10 protein-coding genes and 1 pseudogene are annotated in these 22,797 nt (G+C 71.9%); 8 read left to right on the top strand and 3 right to left on the bottom strand.

The window, feature by feature from the left end; genetic code table 11:
* Window positions 1-11: 11 nt before the first annotated feature.
* The 4 genes from GA0070620_RS08830 (at window position 12) to lon (ending at window position 4,371) form a co-directional block, all read left to right on the top strand.
* Window positions 12-740, top strand: coding sequence for a sensor histidine kinase (locus GA0070620_RS08830; protein WP_157741568.1), 729 nt, complete (start codon window positions 12-14; stop codon window positions 738-740).
* 98 nt (window positions 741-838) lie between these two features.
* The gene (locus GA0070620_RS08825; protein ID WP_091589404.1) at window positions 839-1,708 is read left to right on the top strand and encodes a manganese catalase family protein; all 870 of its coding nucleotides are present in this window, start codon (window positions 839-841) and stop codon (window positions 1,706-1,708) included.
* Between the two features lie 24 nt (window positions 1,709-1,732).
* Window positions 1,733-1,996, top strand: a complete 264-nt coding sequence (locus tag GA0070620_RS08820) for a hypothetical protein (RefSeq protein ID WP_091589403.1) — start codon at window positions 1,733-1,735, stop codon at window positions 1,994-1,996.
* Window positions 1,997-2,034: 38 nt separating this feature from the next.
* Window positions 2,035-4,371, top strand: coding sequence for an endopeptidase La (gene lon, locus GA0070620_RS08815; RefSeq protein WP_091589402.1), 2,337 nt, complete (start codon window positions 2,035-2,037; stop codon window positions 4,369-4,371).
* A 234-nt stretch (window positions 4,372-4,605) separates the two neighbouring features.
* Here lon and GA0070620_RS08810 read toward each other — a convergent pair.
* Both GA0070620_RS08810 and GA0070620_RS08805 read right to left on the bottom strand, forming a co-directional pair.
* Window positions 4,606-6,333: pseudogene (locus GA0070620_RS08810) on the bottom strand (DEAD/DEAH box helicase); the annotation flags it as partial.
* Between the two features lie 148 nt (window positions 6,334-6,481).
* On the bottom strand, window positions 6,482-7,339 hold the full coding sequence (locus GA0070620_RS08805) for a hypothetical protein (RefSeq protein ID WP_231922297.1): 858 nt from the start codon (window positions 7,337-7,339) through the stop codon (window positions 6,482-6,484).
* A gap of 131 nt (window positions 7,340-7,470) precedes the next feature.
* Between GA0070620_RS08805 and GA0070620_RS08800 the strand changes: the two genes are divergently transcribed.
* The 3 genes from GA0070620_RS08800 to GA0070620_RS08790 are packed head-to-tail and all read left to right on the top strand — an operon-like array spanning window position 7,471 to window position 9,778.
* The gene (locus GA0070620_RS08800) at window positions 7,471-8,622 is read left to right on the top strand and encodes a sensor histidine kinase (RefSeq protein ID WP_172836402.1); all 1,152 of its coding nucleotides are present in this window, start codon (window positions 7,471-7,473) and stop codon (window positions 8,620-8,622) included.
* Entirely contained in the window at window positions 8,619-9,224 is a 606-nt protein-coding gene (locus GA0070620_RS08795) for a response regulator transcription factor (protein ID WP_091589401.1), read from the top strand. Before GA0070620_RS08800 ends, GA0070620_RS08795 begins: the two co-directional genes overlap by 4 nt.
* 35 nt (window positions 9,225-9,259) lie before the next feature.
* Window positions 9,260-9,778, top strand: a complete 519-nt coding sequence (locus tag GA0070620_RS08790; protein WP_091589400.1) for a 2'-5' RNA ligase family protein — start codon at window positions 9,260-9,262, stop codon at window positions 9,776-9,778.
* A 97-nt stretch (window positions 9,779-9,875) separates the two neighbouring features.
* On the opposite strand, the gene GA0070620_RS08785 is transcribed toward GA0070620_RS08790, so the two are convergent.
* Window positions 9,876-11,894: a tachylectin-related carbohydrate-binding protein gene (locus GA0070620_RS08785; RefSeq protein WP_231922296.1), complete on the bottom strand. Its 2,019-nt coding sequence runs from the start codon at window positions 11,892-11,894 to the stop codon at window positions 9,876-9,878.
* A gap of 971 nt (window positions 11,895-12,865) precedes the next feature.
* On the opposite strand from GA0070620_RS08785, the gene GA0070620_RS33990 reads away from it, so the two are divergent.
* Window positions 12,866-22,795, top strand: coding sequence for a LamG-like jellyroll fold domain-containing protein (locus GA0070620_RS33990; protein ID WP_091589399.1), 9,930 nt, complete (start codon window positions 12,866-12,868; stop codon window positions 22,793-22,795).
* The last annotated feature ends 2 nt before the right edge of the window (window positions 22,796-22,797 follow it).

Below are 22,797 nucleotides of genomic sequence, written 5' to 3'. Positions count from 1 at the left end.
AGTCGCGGCAGATGAGCGAACAGCACCGGTTGCAGGGACTGCTACGCGGTTTCCGGCGGATCGACCCTCCCCAGGAGCACGGGGACGACAATGTGGCCGACGATCCCGAACTGTTGCTGCGCGTGCTCTGTCACGAATTCCGTACGCCGGTCAGCGCGCTCGCCTCGCTCACCCGGGCGCTCACCGACGAGCGTCGGGACCTGACCGGCGCCGACCGGCGGGCGATCACGCTGCTGCTCCGCGATCAGGCCGTACACCTTCAGGGTCTGCTGCACGCCGCGACCGCGGGGGCCGGTGCCCTGTGCCTGCCGGCGGCCCCGGCGGAGCCGGCGCCGCTCGCGTCGATCATCCGGGAGGTCGCCGCCCTGGTGCCCGAGCATCGGCGACGGGCCCGCGTGACGCGGCGGGCCGGCCAGTGGCCGGTGCCGGCCCGGCGGACCCGGCAGGTCCTGGTCAACCTGGTGGAGAACGCGTTGCGGCACGGGCCGCCGGAGGGGCGGATCGGCCTGTACGGGTCGGTGGGTGGCTCGGGCCTGCGGCTGCTGGTCACCGACGAGGGACGGGTGGACGAGGCCCTGCGCGCGGCCCTGCGCCGGCCGGTGCCCGCCGCCGGGATGTCCGGGCTGGGGCTGTGGATCGTCCGTCAGCTCGTCACCGCCGACGGCGGCACGGTGCGGGTGCACCGGCTGCGTCCGCGCGGGGTGGCGCTGGAGGTGCGGTTGCCCGGCCCCGGCAGCTGACCCGCCCGGGACGCCGGTTGGCCCGCCCGGGCCACCGCCGGGGGAAGTCCTCGATGCAGCGTCGCTGGCACGCGTCGGCGGCATCGAGGGAGGACCCTATGTTCAGCCACGTCAAGGACCTGCAGTTCGAGGCCAAGCCGGATGGCCCGGACGCCGCGTTCGCCCGCCGGCTCCAGGAGATTCTGGGTGGCAAGTGGGGCGAGATGACCGTCGCCAACCAGTACCTCTTCCAGGGCTGGAACTGCCGGCTGCCCGGCAAGTACAAGGATCTGCTGCTCGACGTCGGCACGGAGGAGATGGGCCACGTCGAGATGATCGCCACCATGATCACCCGGCTGTTGGACAACGCCCCGCTGTCGCTGGGCGAGGCGGCCGAGGAGAATCCGATGGTGGGGGTGATCTACGGCGGCTCGAACCCCGCGCACTTCATCCACGGCGGCGGCGGTGCGCTGCCGGTGGACAGCGCCGGAGTCCCGTGGAACGGCGCGTTCCTCACCGCCAGCGGGAACCTCATGGCCGACTTCCAGCTCAACGCGACCGCCGAGGCGCAGGGTCGGCTCCAGGTCGCCCGCCTGTTCCACATGACCGACGACCCGGGCGTCAAACAGATGCTCCGCTTCCTGCTGGCGCGCGACACCATGCACCAGAACATGTGGCTGGCGGCCGTCGAACAGCTCAAGGAGGACGGCCTGGAGGAGCTGCCGGTCCCGGACGCCTTCCCGGACTCCGCGGAGCTGACCGAGCAGTTCGGCTACACGTACCTCGACTTCTCGGACGGTAGCGACGCCTCCGAGGGGCGGTGGGCGACCGGGTCCGCCCCGGACGGCAGGGGGCGGTTCCGCTACGACGGCAGCCCTCGCGCCCACGCGCCCGAACCGGTCCTGCCGCCCGGTGACCCGCGCCTCTACAGCACCAACCCGGCCGCCACCCGCGGCCCGGGGAACAAGACCGCGAACAAGCCCAGCTGACGACCTCGGGACAGGAGTGCGCCCATGTCGACCCAGCCATCCGTACCCGTCGCCCGTACGCGGATCAAGTTGGTCGTCTTCGCCGCGGCGACCATCGTCGCGGCGGCCGTCGGACTGCCCGGCCCGGCGGTGGCCGCACTGGCCCTGACCAGCCTCGCGATTCCGCTCGCGGTGGTCCTCGCCGGCGGGGCCCCGCTGCTGCGGGAGCTGCTCCTGCCGCCGTCGCGGCCGCCGGTCGGACGTGGTCTGGGTCACACCCCGGAAGAAAGGGAACGCTTTGTTACTTGAGCCTGACACGCTCAACTCAACGCGATAGCAGGTGTTCGATGGCAACTCTTCCGGTACTTCCCCTGACCGACGCCGTGCTGCTGCCCGGCATGGTCATCCCGGTGACCCTCGACCCGACCACCCAGGCCGCGGTCGACGCGGCACGCGCGACCGGCGACCGTACGCTGCTGGCCGTGCCCCGCATCGACGGCGAGTACGGCCCGGTCGGCGCGATCGCCACCATCGAGAAGGTCGGCCGGCTGCCCAGCGGGGAGCCCGCCGCCGTGATCCGCGGCCTCGCCCGCGCCCGCATCGGCTCCGGCGTGCCCGGACCGGGTGCCGCGCTGTGGGTCGAGGCGACCGAACTGTCCGAACCCGCCCCGGCCGGCAAGGCCCGCGAACTCGCCCGCGAGTACCGCGCGCTGGTGACCTCGGTCCTGCAGCAGCGGGGCGCCTGGCAGGTCATCGACGCCGTGGAGCGGATGACCGACCTCTCCGAGCTGGCCGACTCGGCCGGCTACGCCCCCTGGTTGACCCTCGACCAGAAGACCGAGCTGCTCGCCGCGCCGGACGTCACCGCCCGGCTGGAGCTGCTGGTCGGCTGGGTGAAGGACCACCTGGCCGAGCAGGAGGTCACCGAGCAGATCAACACCGAGGTGCGGGAGGGGCTGGAGAAGTCCCAGCGGGAGTTCCTGCTGCGCCAGCAGCTCGCCGCGATCCGCAAGGAGCTCGGCGAGGACGAGCCGGACGGCTCCGCCGACTACCGCTCCCGCGTGGAGGCCGCCGACCTGCCGGAGAAGGTCCGGGAGGCGGCGATGCGTGAGGTCGGCAAGCTGGAGCGGGCCAGCGACGCGTCCCCGGAGGCGGGCTGGATCCGGACCTGGCTGGACACGGTGCTGGAGATGCCGTGGAGCACGCGTACGCAGGACAACACCGACCTGGCCGCGGCCCGCGAGGTGCTCGACGCCGACCACGCCGGCCTGGCCGACGTGAAGGACCGCATCCTGGAGTACCTGGCGGTGCGCAACCGTCGCGCCGAGCGCAACCTCGGCGTCGTCGGCGGGCGTGGCTCCGGCGCGGTGCTCGCTCTCGCCGGCCCTCCCGGTGTCGGCAAGACCAGCCTCGGCGAGTCCGTCGCCCGGGCGCTCGGCCGCAACTTCGTCCGGGTGTCCCTCGGCGGTGTCCGCGACGAGGCGGAGATCCGCGGTCACCGGCGCACCTACGTCGGCGCGCTGCCCGGCCGGATCGTCCGCGCGCTGCGGGAGGCCGGCTCGATGAACCCGGTCGTGCTCCTCGACGAGGTCGACAAGCTGGCCGCCGGCTACGCCGGTGACCCGGCCGCCGCCCTGCTGGAGGTGCTCGACCCGGCGCAGAACCACACCTTCCGGGACCACTACCTGGAGGTCGACCTCGACCTGTCGGACGTGCTGTTCCTGGCCACCGCGAACGTGGTGGAGGCCATCCCCGGCCCGCTGCTGGACCGGATGGAGCTGGTCGCCCTGGACGGCTACACCGAGGACGAGAAGGTCGCCATCGCCCGCGACCACCTGCTGCCCCGGCAGCGGGAGCGGGCCGGCCTGACCACCGACGAGGTGACCGTCTCCGACGAGGCGCTCGCCCGGATCGCGGGGGAGTACACCCGCGAGGCCGGCGTCCGGCAGTTCGAACGCTCGCTGGCCAAGATCCTGCGCAAGGTGACGGTCGCGCTGGCCGACGACCCGACCCCGGTCGAGGTGGGCACCGACAACCTGGCCCGCTACCTGGGCCGGCCGAAGTTCACGCCCGAGTCGGCGGAGCGCACGGCCGTGCCGGGTGTGGCGACCGGCCTGGCCGTGACCGGCGCCGGTGGGGACGTGCTCTTCATCGAGGCGACCAGCATGGAGGGCGAGCCGGGACTGACCCTCACCGGCCAGCTCGGCGACGTCATGAAGGAGTCGGCGCACATCGCGCTGTCGTACCTGCGCTCCAACGGGCGACGCTTCGGCATCGACCCGAACGCCCTGGCCGGACGTCGGATCCACGTCCACTTCCCGGCGGGCGCGGTGCCCAAGGACGGCCCCAGTGCCGGCATCACCATGGTGACCGCGCTGGCCTCCCTGGTGACCGGACGGCCGGTGCGGCCGGAGTTCGGCATGACCGGTGAGGTGACGCTGTCCGGGCGGGTGCTGCCCATCGGCGGGGTGAAGCAGAAGCTGCTCGCCGCGCACCGGGCCGGCCTGACCGAGGTGATCATCCCGGCCCGCAACGAGCCGGACCTGGACGACCTGCCCACCGAGGTCCGTGAGGCCCTGACCATCCACACCCTCGCGGACGTGGCCGACGTGCTCGCCCTGGCGCTGCGCCCGGCCGAGATCGACGCGGAGTCGCTGGACGGCCCGGCGCTCGCCGCCGCCTGACGGCCGCACCACGGGAAGGCCCCCGGCCGCCGCCCCTCTCGGGGTGGCGGCGCCGGGGGCTTCCGTCGTCCGGCGCGCGAGCCGGTCAGCGTCGTTCAGCGGCGCGAGCCGTCGAGGCGTCGCTCAGCGGTCGCGCCGGTCCCGCCGGTCGCCGTCGAAGCGCCGGCCACCGCCGTCGAACCGGCGCCCGCCACCGTCGTCGAACCGTCGCCCGCCACCGTCGTACGGGCGGTCCGAGGCGCGGGCACGCCGGTCCTGGTCGTCGCCGTCACGGTCCCGGCGTACGGTCGCCTTGCGGCCCTTGATGGTGCTGCCCCGCAGCCCGGCGATCACCTCGTCGGCGACGGCGTAGGGGACCTCGATCAGGGAGAACCGGTCCGCGATCTCGATCGAGCCGATGTCCCGGCCACTGACCCGGGTCTCACCGGTGATCGCCCCCACCAGGTCCTGCGGGCGCACCCCGGCCCGCCGCCCCAACCCCACGAACACCTGCGTGGTGCCGCCGGCGCGGGGCCGGCCCGCCGGCCGCCGCTCGCCCCGGCCCTCCGGCCGCCCCTCGCGAGGGCCGCGCAGCGGGACCTGCGGGATCTCCTCCTCGTCGTCGTCCGCGCCCGGCGAGGCCGCCTCGTGGGCCAGCTTCACCGCCGCGAGAGCCACCTCCATCAGGTCGAACTCGTCGGTCAGCGACTCCACGATCACCCGGAACGACTCCAGCTCGTCCTCCAGCAGGCTCTCCCGCAGCGCCGCCTGGGTCAGCTCCAGCCGCCGGGTGCGCAGGTCCGCCACCGTCGGGATCTTGTCGATCATGATCCGCTGCCCGGTGACCCGCTCGATCGTCTTGAGCATCCGGTGCTCGCGCGGCTCGGCGAGGGTGATCGCGACCCCCTCGCGGCCGGCGCGGCCCACCCGGCCGATCCGGTGCACGTACGACTCGGGCGCCGACGGGACGTCGTAGTTGACCACGTGGGTGAGCTGCTCGACGTCCAGGCCCCGGGCGGCGACGTCGGTGGCGACCAGCAGGTCCGCCGTGCCCGCCCGCAGCCGCCCCATCACCCGGTCACGCTGCTCCTGGCTCATCCCACCGTGCAGCGCCTCCGCGCGGTAGCCCCGGCCGTTCATCGTCTCGGTCAGCCGGTCCACCTCCTCACGGCTGCGGCAGAACACGATCGCAGCCGTCGGTGACTCCACGTCCAGCACCCGACCCAGGGCGGCCGGCTTGTGCGCCCGCGCGACGATGTACGCGCTCTGCCGCACCCGGGGCGCCTCCCCGGCGACCGGCTGCTCCCGCTCGATCTGGATGCGGACCGGGTCGCTGAGGTGCTGGCGGGCCATCCCGTCGATCCGCGACGGCATGGTGGCCGAGAAGAGCACCGTCTGCCGCTCGTCCGGAGCGTGCTCCAGGATCGCCTCGATGTCCTCGGCGAAGCCCATGTCCAGCATCTCGTCGGCCTCGTCCAGCACCACCGTGGCCAGCGCGCCCAGCCGCAGCGTGCCCCGGGCGATGTGGTCCAGCGCCCGGCCCGGCGTGGCGACCACCACGTCCACCCCGGCGTCGAGCGCGCGCAGCTGGCGGCCGATCGGCTGCCCGCCGTAGATCGGCAGCACCCGGGCGCCCAGCTCCCGGCCGTAACGATGGAACGCCTCCGACACCTGAACCGCCAGCTCCCGGGTCGGCACCAGCACCAGCGCCACCGGGTCACCCGCCTCGCCGCGCGCCGGCATCCGCTGCAACAGCGGCAGCGCGAACGCCGCCGTCTTGCCGGTGCCGGTCGCCGCCTGCCCCAGCAGGTCCTGCCCGGCCAGCAGCGGAGGGATCGCCTCCCGCTGGATGGGCGTGGGCTCCTCGTAGCCCAGGGCGGACAGCGCGCCGAGCAGCTCGTCGCGGAGCCCGAGCTCCGCGAAGCCGGTCGCCTCGTCGGTGCCGTCGTCGGTGGGGTGGGTGTTGTCAGGTGCCGAACTCATGTCACAAGCCTTTCATCACCGCCCCCGGCCCGCCGAGGCGACCGGCAACCCGCCGTCCGCCGGTCGCCTCGACCGCCTCGACCGCCCGGTCCCGGCCCCCGGTCGGGTCGCCCGTCGCCCCGTGCCGGCGGGCGGCCCGACGCGCCGGTCAGGCGCTGAGGACGGCCAGGACGATGGTGACGCCGAGCACCGCGTCGAGGACCGCGCACCACTGCGCGTACCCGCGCGGCACCACCTCGTCGCGGCGGTAGTGGACGACGTCCCAGACCGCGTGGGCGAGCCAGCCGACCGCGACCAGCCACGCCGCGACCTGACCGCCGACCAGGACCGCCACCAGCGCCAGGCCCGACCAGCCGGCCAGCCCGACGAGCTGCCGGGCCAGCACGCCCGGCCCGCCCAGCCGGCGTCGGTACGCGCCGATGACCAGGTAGCCGGCGGGCAGCACCAGCAGCGTCCACGGGCTGAGCACGCTCGGCGACACCCAGTTGTCGGCGGTCATCAGCAGGGCCAGCCCGGCCGGCCAGCGGTGCCGCACCGCCGCGACCAGCGGATGCCGACGCGGCGCCGGCCCGACGGGGTCGTGCCGGTGCCGCACCGCCACCAGCACCATCGCCGGGACCATGAGCAGATGCCCGCCGAGCATCAGCGTGTCGGCGGCCAGCCAACCCGCCCGGTAGGGCACGAGCAGCAGCAGGAACGGCACGTACATGGCGGCGGCCATCTCGGCGCAGGCCGCCCGGGAGTGTCGGCGGTGGCGCATCCACACCGTCATGCCGACGGTCATGTTGGTCGCCATCACCAGCGCGGCCACGTCCGGGCGGGCGAGCACGGCGGTCAGCCCGAGCGGGGCGCCCGCGATCCGCCACAGCGGGGCGAGCAGCAGCATCCCGGCGACCATCGCGAGCGCCATCTCGGCGAGGTGCCGCAGCAGGTGACGGACGCCGCCCGCAGGCGGCGCCGACGGGGGCGCGGGGGACACCAGCCGGGGGGTCAACGTGTCTGTCATGCCCTCGACCCTGCCGCCGTACGACGTGGCGGAACAGGCTCGTCCGTCACGCGATCGCGGTGCGGATCGCACGGTCCACCCGTGACATTCCACAGGGGTGGACCGTGCGGCGGCGCGCCTAGGATCGGGGCGTGGCGCAGGTGGTGGAACCCCGGGCGGACCGCCGGCTGCGCCGCGCCCGGGCCGCCACGCTCTTCTCGCTCGCCACCGGGATCTGGGCCAGCCTGCTCCTGCCGCTGGTCGGCCTCGCCCGGGAGGACGACCCCACCCGCGTCGCGCTCGGCGCGGTCGGCATCGGCGCGTTCGCCGCCAGCCAGGCCGCCGTGCTGTACGCGGCGGTCACCCCGTGGCTGGCGCAGCGGTGGCGCCACCGCGCGCAGTGGTGCCTGGGCCTGGTGGCGCTGCTGACCGTCCCGCTGGTCGGCCCGGTCGCCGCCGGCGGCTGGCCCACCTGGGCGTGGCTCGGCGCCTCGCTGATCGGGATGGCGCCGCTGCTGGTCCGGCTGCCGGCCGCGCTGGCGGTCTCCGCGGCGACCCTCGCCACCACGGTCGGCGTGGCCCTGTGGACCGGTGGGCAGGTCTGGCGCTTCGTCGCGGTGACCGCCGGTGTCGGCGTCGGCGTCGCCCTGGTCAACGGGTTCCAGGTGTGGTTCTGGGATCTGCTGGTCGAGGCGCGGGCCGGTCAGGCGGCGCAGGCCCGGCTCGCGGCCGCGGAGGAGCGGCTGCGGTTCGCCCGCGACGTGCACGACGTGCTGGGCCACAGCCTCACCGTCATCGCGTTGAAGGCCGAACTCGCCGCCCGCCTCGCCGAGGTCGACGCCGAACGCGCCGGGCGGGAGGCCGCAGAGGTGCAGGGGTTGGCCGTCGCGGCCCTGGCCGAGGTGCGCGATACCGTCCACGGCTACCGCGCCGTCGACCTGGCTGACCAGCTCGCCGCCGTCGCCGGGGTGCTGCGCTCGTGCGGCGTACGGTGCACGGTCGTGCCACCGGCGGACGACCTGCCCGCGGCGGCGGCGAGCGACCTGGCCGCGGTGCTGCGCGAGGCCGGCACGAACGTGCTGCGGCACAGCCGCGCCGGCTGGTGCCGGATCGAGTTCGTCCGGGAGGGCGGGATGGCCAGGATGACCGTGACCAACGACGGCGTCGAGGACCGGGGCCCGGACGCCCGCAGCAGCGGCCTGCGCGGCCTGGCCGACCGGCTCGGCGCGGCGGGCGGGCGGCTGCACGTCCGGCGCGAGGAGAACCTGTTCACCCTCGAGGCGACCGTGCCGGTGGCCCCGTGATCCGGGTCCTGCTCGCCGACGACGAGGACCTCGTCCGGGTGGCCCTGGCCGCCCTGCTGGGGCTCGAACCCGACCTGGAGGTGGTGGCGCAGGCGGCCGACGGGCCGGCGGCGGTCACCGCGGCGCTGGCGCACCGGCCGGACGTGGCGGTGGTCGACCTGGAGATGCCCGGACTGACCGGAATCGAGGTGGCCGCCGAACTGGCCCGGGTCCGACCCGACTGCGCGGTGGTGCTGCTGACCGGGCACGGTCGCCCGGCCCACCTGCGGCAGGCGCTGACCGCCGGCGCCGCCGGCTTCCTGCCCAAGGGCGCGCCGGGTGGTGCGCTCGCCGACGTGATCCGCCGGGTCCACGCCGGCGGCCGGTACGTCGACCCGTCGCTGGCCGCCGACGCGCTCACCCTGCCCGCGTGCCCGCTGACACCCCGGGAACTGGAGACGCTGCGGCTCGCGGAGCTGGGCGTGCCGGTCGCGGTGATCGCCCGGCGGGTCCACCTCGCCGCCGGCACCGTCCGCAACCACCTCGCCGCCGCCGTGCAGAAGCTCGGCGCGGCCAACCGGGCGGAGGCGGTGCGTACCGCCCGGGAGAACGGCTGGCTCTGACCGTCACCGCGAGTACGTGCGGCTAGCGTGAGCCGGTGCGCACGGTCGAACTGGTCTGCTCGCCGGAGCTGGACGCCACGGTCCGGGCCGCCTGGGACCGGCTGGCCGCGGCCGGCCTGCCCAGCCTGGCCCGCAACACCCACCCCAGCAACCAGCCACACCTGACCCTCGCAGCGGTGGACAGCTTCCCGCCCAGCGTCGACGGGCGTCTCGCCGACCTGCTCGACGCGGCGCTGCCGCTGCCTGCCCGCGTGGACCGGGTGGCGGTCCTCGACGGCAGCGCCCCGCTGGTCTGGCTGCTGCGGCCCACGCCCGAGCTCGCGGCGCTGCACCGGGCCGTCTGGGAGGCGCTGGACGATGCGCCGGGGGCGCACCCGTGGCACCAGCCCGGACAGTGGGTACCACACCTCAGCCTGGCGCTACGGTTCCGCAACGCCGACCGCCGCGCGGCCCGGGCCGTCGTCGGTGGTGATCGCCCGGTTGGCGATCTCGTGGCGGCGCGCAGCTACGACTCCGAGACCCGAGCGGTCACGCCTCTGGCCGGTCCCGGATAGCGGCGTCGCCGCGCGGCACGCCCTCGGGATCGCGGACCGCCTCCGCCGGGACGGCGCCGGCCGCCGGGGTGATACCCGACGACCGACGCCGCTGTGGTCAGTCGTTCTTCGGCTGGGGGATCACCTTCTCGGTGAGGACGGGCGTGGTGGCGGTGCCCCGCGCGAGGGTGTTCACGTCCGGCGGGGCGAACAGGACCGGAAGGCTGTTGACGGTGCGGCTCACGAAGGCGAGCTGGTTACCGTTGCTGTTCTGGTAGCTGAAGATGGTGGGGTCGGCCGGGTAGGCGCCGGCGTTGCCGTTGAGGTTCCAGCCGCCCCAGGTCCCGGTGCCCTGCCCGGTCTCCCAGGACTGGTAGATGCTGTCGTCGGCGGTGCGGGTGACGACCAGGATGCGACCCAGGTTCGGGTCGAGCTGCGCGCTCGGCGTGCCCGCGGGGATGATGTCGCCGGTGCCGACGGTCGTCCAGGTGCCGCTCCAGGTGAAGTCCCCGTTCTGGTACTGGCTCTTGATGGTGCCGTCGGTGTGGCGGGCGAAGACCCTGGCCCGCCGACCGGGCATGACGACCACGGCGGGGGTGCCCGCGAAGCCCGTGCCGCCGATGCTCGTGAAGGCTGAGGCGAGCGCCCGGTTCCGGTAGGTCGCGGTGACCACCGTGCCGGCGTTGTCGACGGCGGTGACGGTGGCGGACCCGTCGGCGCCGGCGGTAACCACGGGGTTGCCGGTGAGGCCGCTACCGCCCAGCTTCGTCCAGGGAAGCAGGTCGCCCGAGCTGCCGTCCTGCGGGCGTACCCAGAGGGCGCCGTCGGCGTCCAAGGCGAACACCGCCAGGCTGCCGTCGGTCAGAGCCACGACGGACGGCTCGGACCTCATGGCGCCGCCCAGCCCCGACCAGGCGTTCCAGGTGACGGCTCCGGAGGCGGACTGGGTAAGAGAGCGTACGTCGCTGTTGGTCTGGTGGGCGAAGACGGTCACCCGCTTCTGGCTGTCCGCGACGAGCGCGGGCTTCCCGGTCGACGCCTCGACGGTGTCCACCGCGCTCCACTGGATGGAGCCGAAGTCGTCGGGGTTGGTCTGCCGGCCGTGCCGGACCGTGCCGATGTTGTCGACGAACGCGTACTCCACCGTGCCCAGCGTCGCTCCGGGGGCGGCCGGGGCCTGCATCGCCGACACGGGCGAGTGGGGCACCGTGGGCGTGGCCGGCCTGACCGGGCTGAAGGTCGCGGTCAACCGGCACGCGTTGGTGCTCGCGACCACGTTCGGGAAGACGGCCCAGCCGGTGCCGATGGGGTCCGCCGCGACGACCCAGGTGTTGTTGTCCTCGCGGTAGCGGTACTGCAACAGCGACCCGTCAGCCTTGATGCCGAACAGGGTGTCGCCACCGGCGGAGAACATTCCCTTGGTGAACATCCCCCAGCCGGCCGTGACGTACCTCTCCCGGTCGAGCCAGCGCTGACTGACCGGGTCGAAGCGGTAGCGGTAGAGCTTGCCGTCGGCCTGGCGTCCGTAGATCACGCCGGGGCCGGCGGCCACGATCAGGTCGTACCGGTCCCAGCCGGTGTCGATGGTCCGGCCGTTGATCGTCCACGTGCCACCGGGCTCGTCGTAGCGGTACCACTTCAGCCGGCCGGTGTTGTCCACGAGGTAGAAGTCACCGAGCTCGTCAACGGTGATCTTGTTACGCCACGTGCTGCTCGCGTACGAGACGAAGCTGCTGCTGATGACCTTCGCCTGCTTGCCGTCGGTGAGCTCCCAGCCGCTACCCGTCCAGCGGTAGCGGGTCAGCCCGTTGGCGTTGATGCCGTACACCCGGCCGTCGGGACCGCCCAGGATGCGACCGAAGGTGGTCCAGCCGGAGGGGCCGATCGTGGTGGCGGCGCTCCAGGAGGAGGCGGTGCTGCCGGGCGAGGACAACTTGCGCCAGAGCAGCGTGCCCGAGGTCGTCGAGTTGAACACGTTGGCGGGGACGGCGCAGCTGAAGGTGTCGGCAGCGTACGCCGGGCGGACGGCCGCGGGCGCGACGAGCCCGGACGTGATGACGGCCAGCGCCGTTCCGACGCCCAGTGCGGCGCGTCGGGCCAATCGGAGCGGGCGACGTGCCGGAGCGGGATGGGACACGTGGTTCTCCTTGTCGTTGTCTCGATCTCGTCGCGGTGCGTTGAGGACGGGCAGACCGACGCCGTGGAGGGGGACCGTGACCCGACGCCGAACCGGCCCCGCCGACCGTTGCGGCGGGTGCCGGTCGTCGCCGAGGCCAACGGCTCGTCGGGTCACGCTGGACCGACGGGTCGGTGGTGTCGTCGAGAACGCTCGTCGGACCGGCGCAACTCAACGGGTCGGTTGCCCGTGCCGGCGTTATCGAGAAGAAACAGCGCGGCCGGTGGTGACAGATTTCGGGGCCGCCGAAAGGCTCGTGGGCCGCAATCACGGACCCTTTTCACAATCGTTTATCGACCTGGCCCGACGTTGGTCAACCCTCCCGACCAGTGCCGTCGGAGGGCGCGCGGATATCGATTTTCAGTGGTGTGCGGCTGTGTGTGACCGTGTTTGCATCCCCCGTGCGTCCGTCGGTTCTCTACCGACCGACGGTCATGATGCACCATCCGAACGACCCCCGCCACCCCGCCAAAGTGGACAGCGACTCCCCGCCCTTCAAAGCACGGTGAATCAGATGTACCGTACCAATTTGGACATTCCTGTGACGGAACGTGATCGTCGCAGCTCGGGCGGCAAGGACTGAGGGGATGCGAACCGAGGGCTTGACACCCGGTCGTGCCGCTGTCACTGTACAGCGGCACATTTACGAGGAGCAGCACACGGGGGTGTGAAGCTGTGAGTGTCGACCGGACTTTCGTGGCTCATCATTTCGTCGCAACGGATTCGCTCTACGGCGATTATCGGCCGAGCTGACCTACGGCGAACGGCGCCCGCATCGGGTGCGTCTCGGAGCTTCCACGGCCGTTTACGCAACATCTCCTTTCGCTTGCCCTTGATCCGGTGCCGCTCCCCGCGACGGGCAGGCCCCGATGCTGTCGTCCCGCCTTAGGCGTTCCACCGGGCCACGCCACAACCTCTATCCGGAGGTCTCCATGCCGATCCGCCCTCCCCACCTGTCCGACCTGCGCGCACGCCTGTCCCGACTCCGGTCGTCGGCGCGTGGACGGCGGGCGGCGCGTCACTCGGCCACCGTCCGCTCGGCCGTCGCCGTCGCACTCGTCGGCGTGTTGGTGATGAACGTGGCCGGCAGCGGTGTGACCGCGCTGCCGAGTGGCGCGGCGCGCGACGCGGAGGCCGGGGCCGGACGCGCCGCGGGCGCCAAGCCGGCCCAGAGCTGGGGCTCGGCGTCCGACCGCTCCCACGTCAAGCCCGGCCGCGTCAACCGGGAGCTGCCGAAGTCGGAGCGAAGCCGGTTCCCGCTGCACAAGCTCGACCAGAAGGCCGAGCCGGGGCGGAACAGGGCCTCCGTCGCGGCAGCGCCCGCCGTCGGCAAGCGCGGCTACGACAAAAGCAACAGCCGGGAGCGGACCGGCGACCGCACCGCCAACCAGCGGGTGTACGACAACGCCGACGGCACGCAGACCACCGAGTTCTCGTCCGCGCCGATCAACTACCGCAAGCCGGACGGTAGTTGGGCTCCGATCGAACTCGACCTGGTGCCCGCTGGCGACGGGTCCGGCTGGCGTACCGGCGCGGACTCGGTGGGTCTGCGTCTCGCCGACCGTGGCGCCGCGGGCGAGCTGGCCCGGCTGACCTTCGACGGCGGCGCCGAGCTCGCCTTCGGCCTGGCCGAGGCGGCGGACAGCGCGGGACGGGTCGAGGGCCGGACGGTGACGTATCCGGGTGTCCGTCCCGAGATGGACCTGCGGCTCGAGCCCCGGGCGGGCGGTGTCAAGGAGACGCTGGTCCTGCACTCGGCGAAGGCACCCACGACCTACCTCTTCCCGCTGCGGCTGCGCGACCTCACCGCCAAGCTCGTCGACGGCCAGGTCGTCCTCACCGCCCAGGACGGTCGCCAGCTCGGCGTCATCCCGCCGGGCTACATGATGGACTCCGGCTCCGGCGACACCGGCCCGGCGACCTCGACCGGAGTGACGTACGAAATCGTCACCACCGGCGGTCAGCCGGCGCTGAAGATGACCCTCGACCGTGCCTGGCTTGCCGACCCGGCGAGGACGTACCCGGTCGAGGTCGACCCCACCGTCGGGCCAGCGGTGGACCCCGTGCGGTCGGACAGCAGCATGTACGTCCACGGCAGCAACTCGACCTCCGGCGGGAACGAACTGCTGGTCGGTCGCTCCGGCGGGCAGAACGCGGCGGCGTACCTGAAGTTCGGCGACCTGGTGAGCCGGCTCCAGTACCACACCATCTACGGCGCGGCCCTGTCCGTGGTCAACTTCGACGCGGCCTCGTGCAAGGCGCGTGCGGTCACCGTGCACCCGGTGACCGCCTCGTGGTCCGCGGGCACCGACTACTCGTACCCGGGCCCGGCGGTGGGCGGCTCCCTGGCCAGCCGCTCGTTCGCCCACGGCTACATCGGTCTCGGCCAGTCGCAGTCGGCCTGCCCGGCGGCCGGGGAGATGTTCGACCTCGGCGTGGCCGGTCGCAATCTCGTGCAGCGCTGGGTGAACGGCACCCAGGCCAACTACGGCCTCTCCCTGCGGGCCTCGACCACGGACAGCACCGCCTGGAAGAAGTTCGCCGGCACGGGCACCGCCAACCCGCCATCCCTGTATATCACCCACACGCCCTACAACGCCGGGTACGCGATCCCCAAGCCGACACCGGAACCGCCGGTGCTGCGGAACCAGAACGGCAAGGTCAAGGTCACCGTCACCAATCTGGGTGCGGAGGCCTGGTCGCCGAGCAACTACTACCTGGCCTACCGGGCGTACAACGCCACCACGGGCGCGGCCGTGACCCAGCAGCGGGCCGCCAACCTCCCAGCCACCCTCGCCCGAGGCGCGAAGGTGACCCTCGACGCGACCATCAAGGCGCTTCCGCCCGGCTCGTACTTCCTCGACTTCACCATGGTCCGCAGCGGCGGCATCGTCTTCACCGACCAGCAGGTGCCTCCCGGCCGGATTGTCCTCCAGGTCTTCGACGTGCCGCCGGTGGTGCAGGAGCTCTACCCGGAGAACGGCTACCAGGCGCCGACGCTGACCCCGCTGCTGTGGGCGCGAGCCGTCGACACCGACGCCCCGCCCGGATCCACCCTGTCGTTCAAATTCGAGATCTGTGACCGGACGGACACCGGCGCTGCCACCAACTGCACCAACTCCGGCTACCAGGCCAAGCAGTCGTGGTCGGTGCCGAGTGGACGGCTCGCCTGGAGCAAGACCTACCTGTGGCGGTCGTACGTCAAGGACACCGCCAACGAGGTGACCTCGCCGTACTCGGTGCTGACGGCCGCCGTGCCGCAGCCGGACCTGCTCTCCCGCGTCGGCGCCGCGCCGGGCGCCGAACAGGGCCGCGAGTTCGACGCGCAGACCGGCAACTTCTCCACCGCCGCCGTCGACGCCACCGTGGCGACTGTCGGGCCGGAGCTCAACCTCGGGCGCACGTACAACAGCCTCGATCCACGCACGACCAGCGCGTTCGGTGCCGGGTGGTCCAGCCGCTACGACATGGTCCTGACGCCCGACAACGACGGATCCGGCAACGTCGTCATCCGTTACCCGGACGGCCAGGAGGTGCGGTTCGGCAGGAACGCCGACGGCACGTACGCGGCGCCGGCCGGGCGGGTGGCCAAACTGACCGTCGACTCCACCAGCTGGAAGCTGGTCGACCGGTCCGGGTCGACCTACCAGTTCGCCCTCGCCAGCGGCAAGCTCCAGAAGATCACCGACGTCGCGTCGCGTTCGGTCGTGCTGAGCTACGACGTGATGACCGGCAAGCCGGTCCGGGTCTACGTGGCCAACAGCCTCACCAACACCGCCGGCCGCGCGCTGCGCCTCACCTGGACGGGCAACCACATCACCTCGGTCGCCACCGACCCGGTGAACGGGGAGGCACTGACCTGGAACTACACCTACAACGGTGACCTGCTGACAAAGGTCTGCGGCCCTGACGGGGGATGCACCGGTTACGACTACGCGGCCGGGTCGCACTACCGCACCGCGGTCCTCGACGCCAAGCCCGACTCGTACTACCACCTGGGCGAGTCCGAGGGTACGAGCGCCGCCAGCGACGTCGCCATCAACCTCGGCAAGGATGTCGGCACCTACCGCAACGTCACGCTCGGCCAGCCCGGCGTCCTGGAGGGCACCAGCGGCACCGCGGCCGCCTTCAACGGCACCTCCGCCTACCTGGAACTGCCGAAGGGCCTGGTGAAGAAGAGCCGTGACGCGAGCGTGGAGCTCTGGTTCAAGATCGGTCTGACCCAGACCGGCGGCCCGCTTCTCGGCTACCAGGACAAGGCGGTCGGCACCGCGCCGACCAGCGCCGTCCCCGTCCTCTACACGGGCACCGACGGCAAGCTACGCGGCCAGTTCGCCACCGGCTCCATCACCCCGATCACGTCCTCGACGCTCGTCAACGACAACAAGTGGCACCACGTCGTGCTCTCCGCGATGGCCAACACGCAGACGATGTACCTCGACGGCGTCAAGGTGGGTGAGCTGACCGGACAGACCATCGACGCGTCGCTCCTCACCTTCAACCAGGTCGGTCTCGCCTCGACCACCGCGCCCGCGTCCTGGCCGGCCTGGGGAAGCGCCGCGCAGCGCTACTTCGCCGGGACCATCGACGAGGTCGCCGTCTACTCCCGCCCCCTCGGCCCGACCACCGTGGCCGCGCACTTCCGCTACGCCAAGCCCGCCGCCCAACAGCTGATCCGGGTCTCGCTGCCCAGCGGGCGGGTCGCGACGGAGGTCGAGTACGACACGGCGACCGACCGGGTGAAGGAGTACACAGACCAGGACGGCGGCACCTGGAAACTCGGCCAACCGACCATCTACGGAGGCGACAGCGACCTGCGTCGCGGCGTACAGGTCCTCGACCCCGCCAACCGCCCGTACCTGTACGAGTACGACGCCCTGAACGGTCAGCTGCTCCGGACGGGGACGCCGCTCGGCATCGAGACCCGCCAGGAGGACCGGCCGCCGCAGCCGACCCCGTCGCCCAGCCCCACCCCGACGCCAGTCTGCTCGCAGCCCGACCCGAACGACCCGGCGTTCTGCACCGTCATCCCGGGCGACTCCGGCGGACCCGTCTTCGTCCTCCACCCGCTCGACGGCATGGCCATCCGCACCTTCTCGTACAACGACCAGGGCATGCAGTCCAAGGTCACCAACGAGAACGGTGACTCGGTCGAGATGACCTATGACGGCGAGGGGCGGCTCGCGACCCGCAAGAGCTGCCGCACCGCCACCCAGTGCTACACGAACTACTACACGTACTCGACGACCATCACGAACCCCCTCGACCCCCGCAAGGACCTCGCGGTCGAGACCCGCGACGGGCGCTCGGAGAGCGCCACCGACCTGAAGTACCGCACCACCATGTCGTACGCGTTCAACGGCCAGCTCGCCATCCAGACCAACCCGGACGGCAGCTCCGTGAGCCACACCTACACCAACGGCGGGGAGGCCGCCGTCGGCGGGGGCAACCCGCCGAGCGGGTTGCTGGCCACCAGCACCGACAGCCGGGGCAAGGTCACCCGGAACGCGTACTACAGCAACGGCGACCTGGCCCGGGTGACCGAACCGTCCGGCCTGACCACCGAGTACACGTACGACACGCTCGGCCGCAGGATCACCGAGAAGGTCATCTCCGACAGCTACCCGGCGGGCGTCACCACCACCATCACCTACGACAAGCACTCCCGGGTGGCCACCGTCACCGGCCCGGTCACCACCGACGCCGTCAACGGCACCCGGCACCAGAGCCGCACCACCACCGAGTACGACGCCGACGGCAACCCCACCACGGTGACCGTCTCCGACCTGCTCGGCGGCGACCCCGACCGGGTCAGCAGCACCGAGTACGACGACTACGGCCGCCCGGCCAAGGTCGTCGACGCCGAGGGCAACGAGACCACCTACGGCTACGACCGGTTCGGCAACAAGACCACCTCGACCGATGCCAACGGCAACCGGTACGACTGGGCGTACACCGCCCAGAACAAGGTCGCCGAGGTGCGGTTGCGGGACTGGCGCAGCGACCCGCCGGGCTCACCCGGCACGGGCACCGGGGACTACCTGGTGCTGCACTCCTACTCGTACGACTTCGCCGGTCGCCTCGCCAGCGACACCGACGCGATGGGCCGGCGGCTGGAGTACCAGTACTACCGCGACGACCTGCTCGAGAAGATCACCCTCAAGAACTTCCACAACCCCGACGGCACCACCCGCGACTACGTCGTGGAGGAGAACACCTACGACGGTGCCGGCAACGTGACCCGAAAGGTCGCCGGCAACGGCACCCAGGTCACGGAGTACACCCCGGACAGGGCCGGCAAGGTGACCAGCACCGTCGTCGACCCGGGCGGACTGCACCGGGCGACCACCGTCACCTACGACCTCAACGGCAACGTCACCCGCTCGGTGCGGACCGGCAACCCGTCCAACGTGCCCTGGAGCACCGCGGTCACCTCCGAGACCGTCGAGTACACCTATGACGACGCCGGCAACGTGCTCACCGAGAGCGTCGTCGCCGGCACCGCGTCGCGGACCACCAGCTACACCTACGACCAGCGTGGGTTGCGGCTGACCATGACCGACCCGCGCGGCAACGAGGCCGGGGCGAACAAGGCGGCCTACACCACCACCTACGAGTACGACGAGCGCGGCCAGCAGGTCCGCGCCACCGGCCCGACCGTCGACGCGGAGAGCGATGGCGGCACGGCCACCCCCACCAGCCCGATCAGTGTCGTGGGCTACAACACCTTCGGCGAGCAGGTCGCGATCAAGGACCCGCGCGGCCTCATCAACCGGTCCGAGTACGACAAGCTGGGCCGACCGGTGCGGACCGTCGCCCCGACCTACCAGGCGCCGGGCGTCACCCAACCGGTCACCCCGGAGGTGCGTACGTCGTACGACCCGCTCGGCAACGTGCTCGAGGAGATCGACCCGGACGGGACGACCCGCTACACCTACGACCAGCTGAACCGGCTCGTCACCCGGGACGAGCCGGCGAAGACGAACGACGACCGGGCGGTCACCAGTTTCACGTACACCCGCACCGGTGAGGTCCTCTCCGTGACCGACCCGAACGGGGTCCGGACCGAGTCGACGTACGACGACCTGGACCGGCAGGTCAGCCAGACGCTCGTCGAGCGTCACCCCACCACCCGCAACCTGGTCACCCGGATGACCTACGACGACGCGGGCAACGCGACGTCGATCATCTCGCCGACCGGCGCGACCACCGTCAACACCTTCGACGCCACCGGTGCCGTCACCCGCACGACCAGGCCGACCGGCGAGGCGACGCTCTTCGGGTACGACCACGTCGGGCGACAGATCCGCATCTCCGACGGCCTCGGCCGGACCAGCCGGATCGGCTACGACCTGTTCGGCAACCAGGTCAGCGACTCGGACCTGAAGCCGGACGGGACGGTGCTGCGCACGCAGACCTACGGGTACGACATCGCCGGCCACCTGACCTCGGCAACCGACCCATACGAGACCGTCACGCGATACCAGTACGACGCCGCGGGCCGGTTGGTGAAGCAGGTCGAGCCGGTGAACGCCACCGAGTCGATCACCACGTCGTTCGGCTACGACGCCGCCGGGAACCGCACGCGCTACACCGACGGGCGGAGCAACTCGACCATCTACACGTACAACAGCCTGGGCCTGCCGGAGTCGGCAATCGAGCCGGCGACGGTCAGCCACCCGGCGGCTGCCGACCGCACCTGGACCATCGGGTACGACGCGGCCGGCAACGCGACCCGCCTCAGCGCTCCCGGTGGCGTGAGCCGCACGCGCACCTTCGACGCCTCCGGTCGGATGACCCAGGAGACCGGCTCCGGCGGCGAGACCGCCACCGCCACCCGAACCCTCGACTACGACCGGACCGGTCGCCTGGTCAGCGTCAACGCGCCCGGTGGCACGAACTCGTACCGCTACAACGACCGCGGCGCACTCGTCTCCGCCGCCGGCCCGTCCGGCACGGCCAGCTTCGACTACGACGACGACGGACTCATGACGAGCCGCACCGACATGAGCGGCACCGCCGCGTTCGGGTACGTCAAGGGCCGGCTGGACACGGTCACCGACGGCATCACCGGCCAGCGGGAGAAGTTCGGCTACAACGCGGCCGGCCAGGTGACGACCATCGACTACGGCGCCGGTCGGGTGCGGGCGTTCGGCTACGACGACTACGGCCGCGTCGACAGCGACGTGCTGCGCAACTCGGCGAATCAGGTGGTCGCCTCGGTCGGCTACGAGTTCGACCTCAACGGCCACGTCACCCGGAAGAAGACCACCGGCACCGCCGGCGCGGGAGACAACTCCTACACGTACGACAAGGCGGGCCGCCTGCTCAGCTGGACGTCGGCGGCGGGGACCGTCGACTACGTGTGGGACGCCAGCGGCAACCGGGTGAAGGCCGGCGCGAAGACCGCCACCTTCGACGAGCGCAACCGGCTGATCTCCGACGGCGACTACACCTACAGCTACAGCGCCCGAGGGACGCTGCGCGGGCGGACCAGTTCGGGGCTGACCGAGCAGTTCGCGTTCGACGCGTTCGACCGGCTCACCGCGGCCAAGGACGAGACCTACCAGTACGACGGCCTGGACCGGGTGGTCTCCCGCACCGGCACAGCCTTCGTCTACGCGGGCCTCACCGACGACGTGGTCCACGACGGGGCCGAGTACTACGCCCGAGGGCCGAGCAACGAACTGCTCGCCACCGGCATCGGTTCGACCCAGCGGCTGTCGCTGACCGACGCCCACGGTGACGTGGTGGCGGCCATCGACCCGGCCGACACCCAGCTCCCCGCGCTGAACGACTCCACCGCGTACGACCCGTTCGGCAAGAAACTGACCAGCGTCGGCGACACCGGCAACCTCGGCTACCAGGGGGACTGGACCGACCCGACCACCGGCCAGGTCGACATGGGGGCCCGGTGGTACGAGCCGGGGACCGGCACCTTCACCTCGCGGGACAGCGCCACCTACAGCAGCGGCGACTCGATCCTGGCCAACCGGTACACGTACGGCGCCGGCGCGCCGCTGGACTTCGACGACCCGGACGGCCACTGGCCGAAGTGGCTCAAGAAGGCGGCCGGTGCGGTCAGGAACACCGTCTCGAACGTGGTGAGCAACGTCAGCAGCGGCATCTCCACGGTGTGGAACTACACCAAGAGCTACGCCTCGATGGCCTGGTCCGGCCTCAAGGCGGTGGGCCGTGCCATCTCCGACGGTGCGAAGTGGCTCGCCAACAAGGCGGTCACCGCGGTCAAGTACGTCGGCAACGCGATCCGCAACAGCTCGGTGGGCCGAGCCGTGGAGAACTGGGCCAGACAGCAAGCCCAGATCGTCCAACAGCGCATCCACCAGGCCAAGGTGGCGGTGACGAACGCAGCCAAGGCTGCCGTCAAGCAGGCGGTGAAGTTCACCAAGCTGCCCGTGGTGGCGGCGCTGACCAAACCGCTCATGGCCGGCATCAAGATCGTCTCGACGGGCCTCAAGATGCTGCCCGCGATCGTCGCGACCACCACCATGGCGATCCAGGACCCGAAGAAGTTCCAACAGAAGCTCTGGCTCGAAGCGGCGAAAGCGGTCGGTTCGATCACCGAGGGCGTCACGACGATGTGGGACAAGGCGACCCAGTTCGTCGAGGACCACGCCGCGGAGATCGCCGGCTTCGCCGCCGGCGCCGTCGTCGGCCTCGGCTGCGGCGCGGCCATCGGCTGGACCGGTGTTGGGGCCGTCGCCTGCGGCGCGCTCGCCGGCGCCGTCGGCTCCGCGGTCACCGGTGCCATGGAGGGCAAGCGCGGCTGGGACCTGGTCGGCGCGACCGCCTTCGGCGCGGTCACCGGTGCGCTGGGTGGCGCGGTCGCCTCCATCGGCGGCGCGGCGATCGGCGCGGGGATCCGCGGGCTGAGCGGCGGGCTACGGGCCGCCGGCAGCAAAGCCCTCAGCGCCGGCATCGGCGAGGCCCGTGCCATCGTCTCCGAGACCCGTGCGGTCGCGGGCAGCGCCCGGTCGCTCGCCAACAAGGTGCTCGGGAAGTGCAACAGCTTCACCGCGGAGACGCGGGTGCTGATGGCCGACGGTAGCCGGAAGGCGATCAGTGCCGTCCGGGTCGGTGACAGGGTCCTGGCGACCGACCCCACGACCGGCCGTACCGAGGCGCGTCTCGTGACCGCGCTGATCGTCGGCACCGGCATGAAGAAGCTCGTCGACATCACCGTCGACGTCGATGGCGCGAAGGGCGACCGTACCGGTCAGCTGACGGCGACCGACGGACACCCGTTCTGGCTCGACTACCAGGGTCGCTGGAGCGAGGCCAAGGACCTCCAGCCCGGCTATGTCTTCGAGACCGCCGACCACCGGCCGGCATCGGTGGCCGAGGTCCGGAAGCGGTCCGAGTGGCAGACGGCTTATAACCTGACCGTCGACGGCCTCCACACGTACTATGTGGTGGCTGGCGACAGGCCGGTTCTTTCGCACAATTGTGAAGTTGTTGACGCAGTCGAGGCGGAAGCGGCGCGTGTCGCCGGCCTGACGAATGCTGAGCGTCCGGGAGTGATCGAAGGCCTCCAGATACCGGGACAGCGTCCGATCGTTGCTTACAGCGACGGAGGGGCGGGCAACCGGGTAGTGCACCCGATTGTCAGAGACATCCTCGACTCCATTCCGACCACTGCGCGTGGAAACAATCATGGAGGTTGTGGTTTGGTGCAGTGCCTGACGGAGGCACTCGGCGCCGGCCTTGATCCGACTGGAGCGACCGCTACCGCTGTCTTGGGTCGCGCCCCAACCAACAGCAACTTCTTGAAGCACATCGGACCCTGCGATAGTTGCAAGGCCCTCGTGCAGCACTTCGACATCGATTTCAAGATGGGGTGACC

This window comes from Micromonospora krabiensis (genome assembly GCF_900091425.1).
Taxonomy (GTDB): Bacteria; Actinomycetota; Actinomycetes; order Mycobacteriales; family Micromonosporaceae; genus Micromonospora; species Micromonospora krabiensis.
The sequence above is the reverse complement of the archived record's forward strand: the minus strand, read 5'-3'. Positions and strand labels throughout refer to the sequence as shown.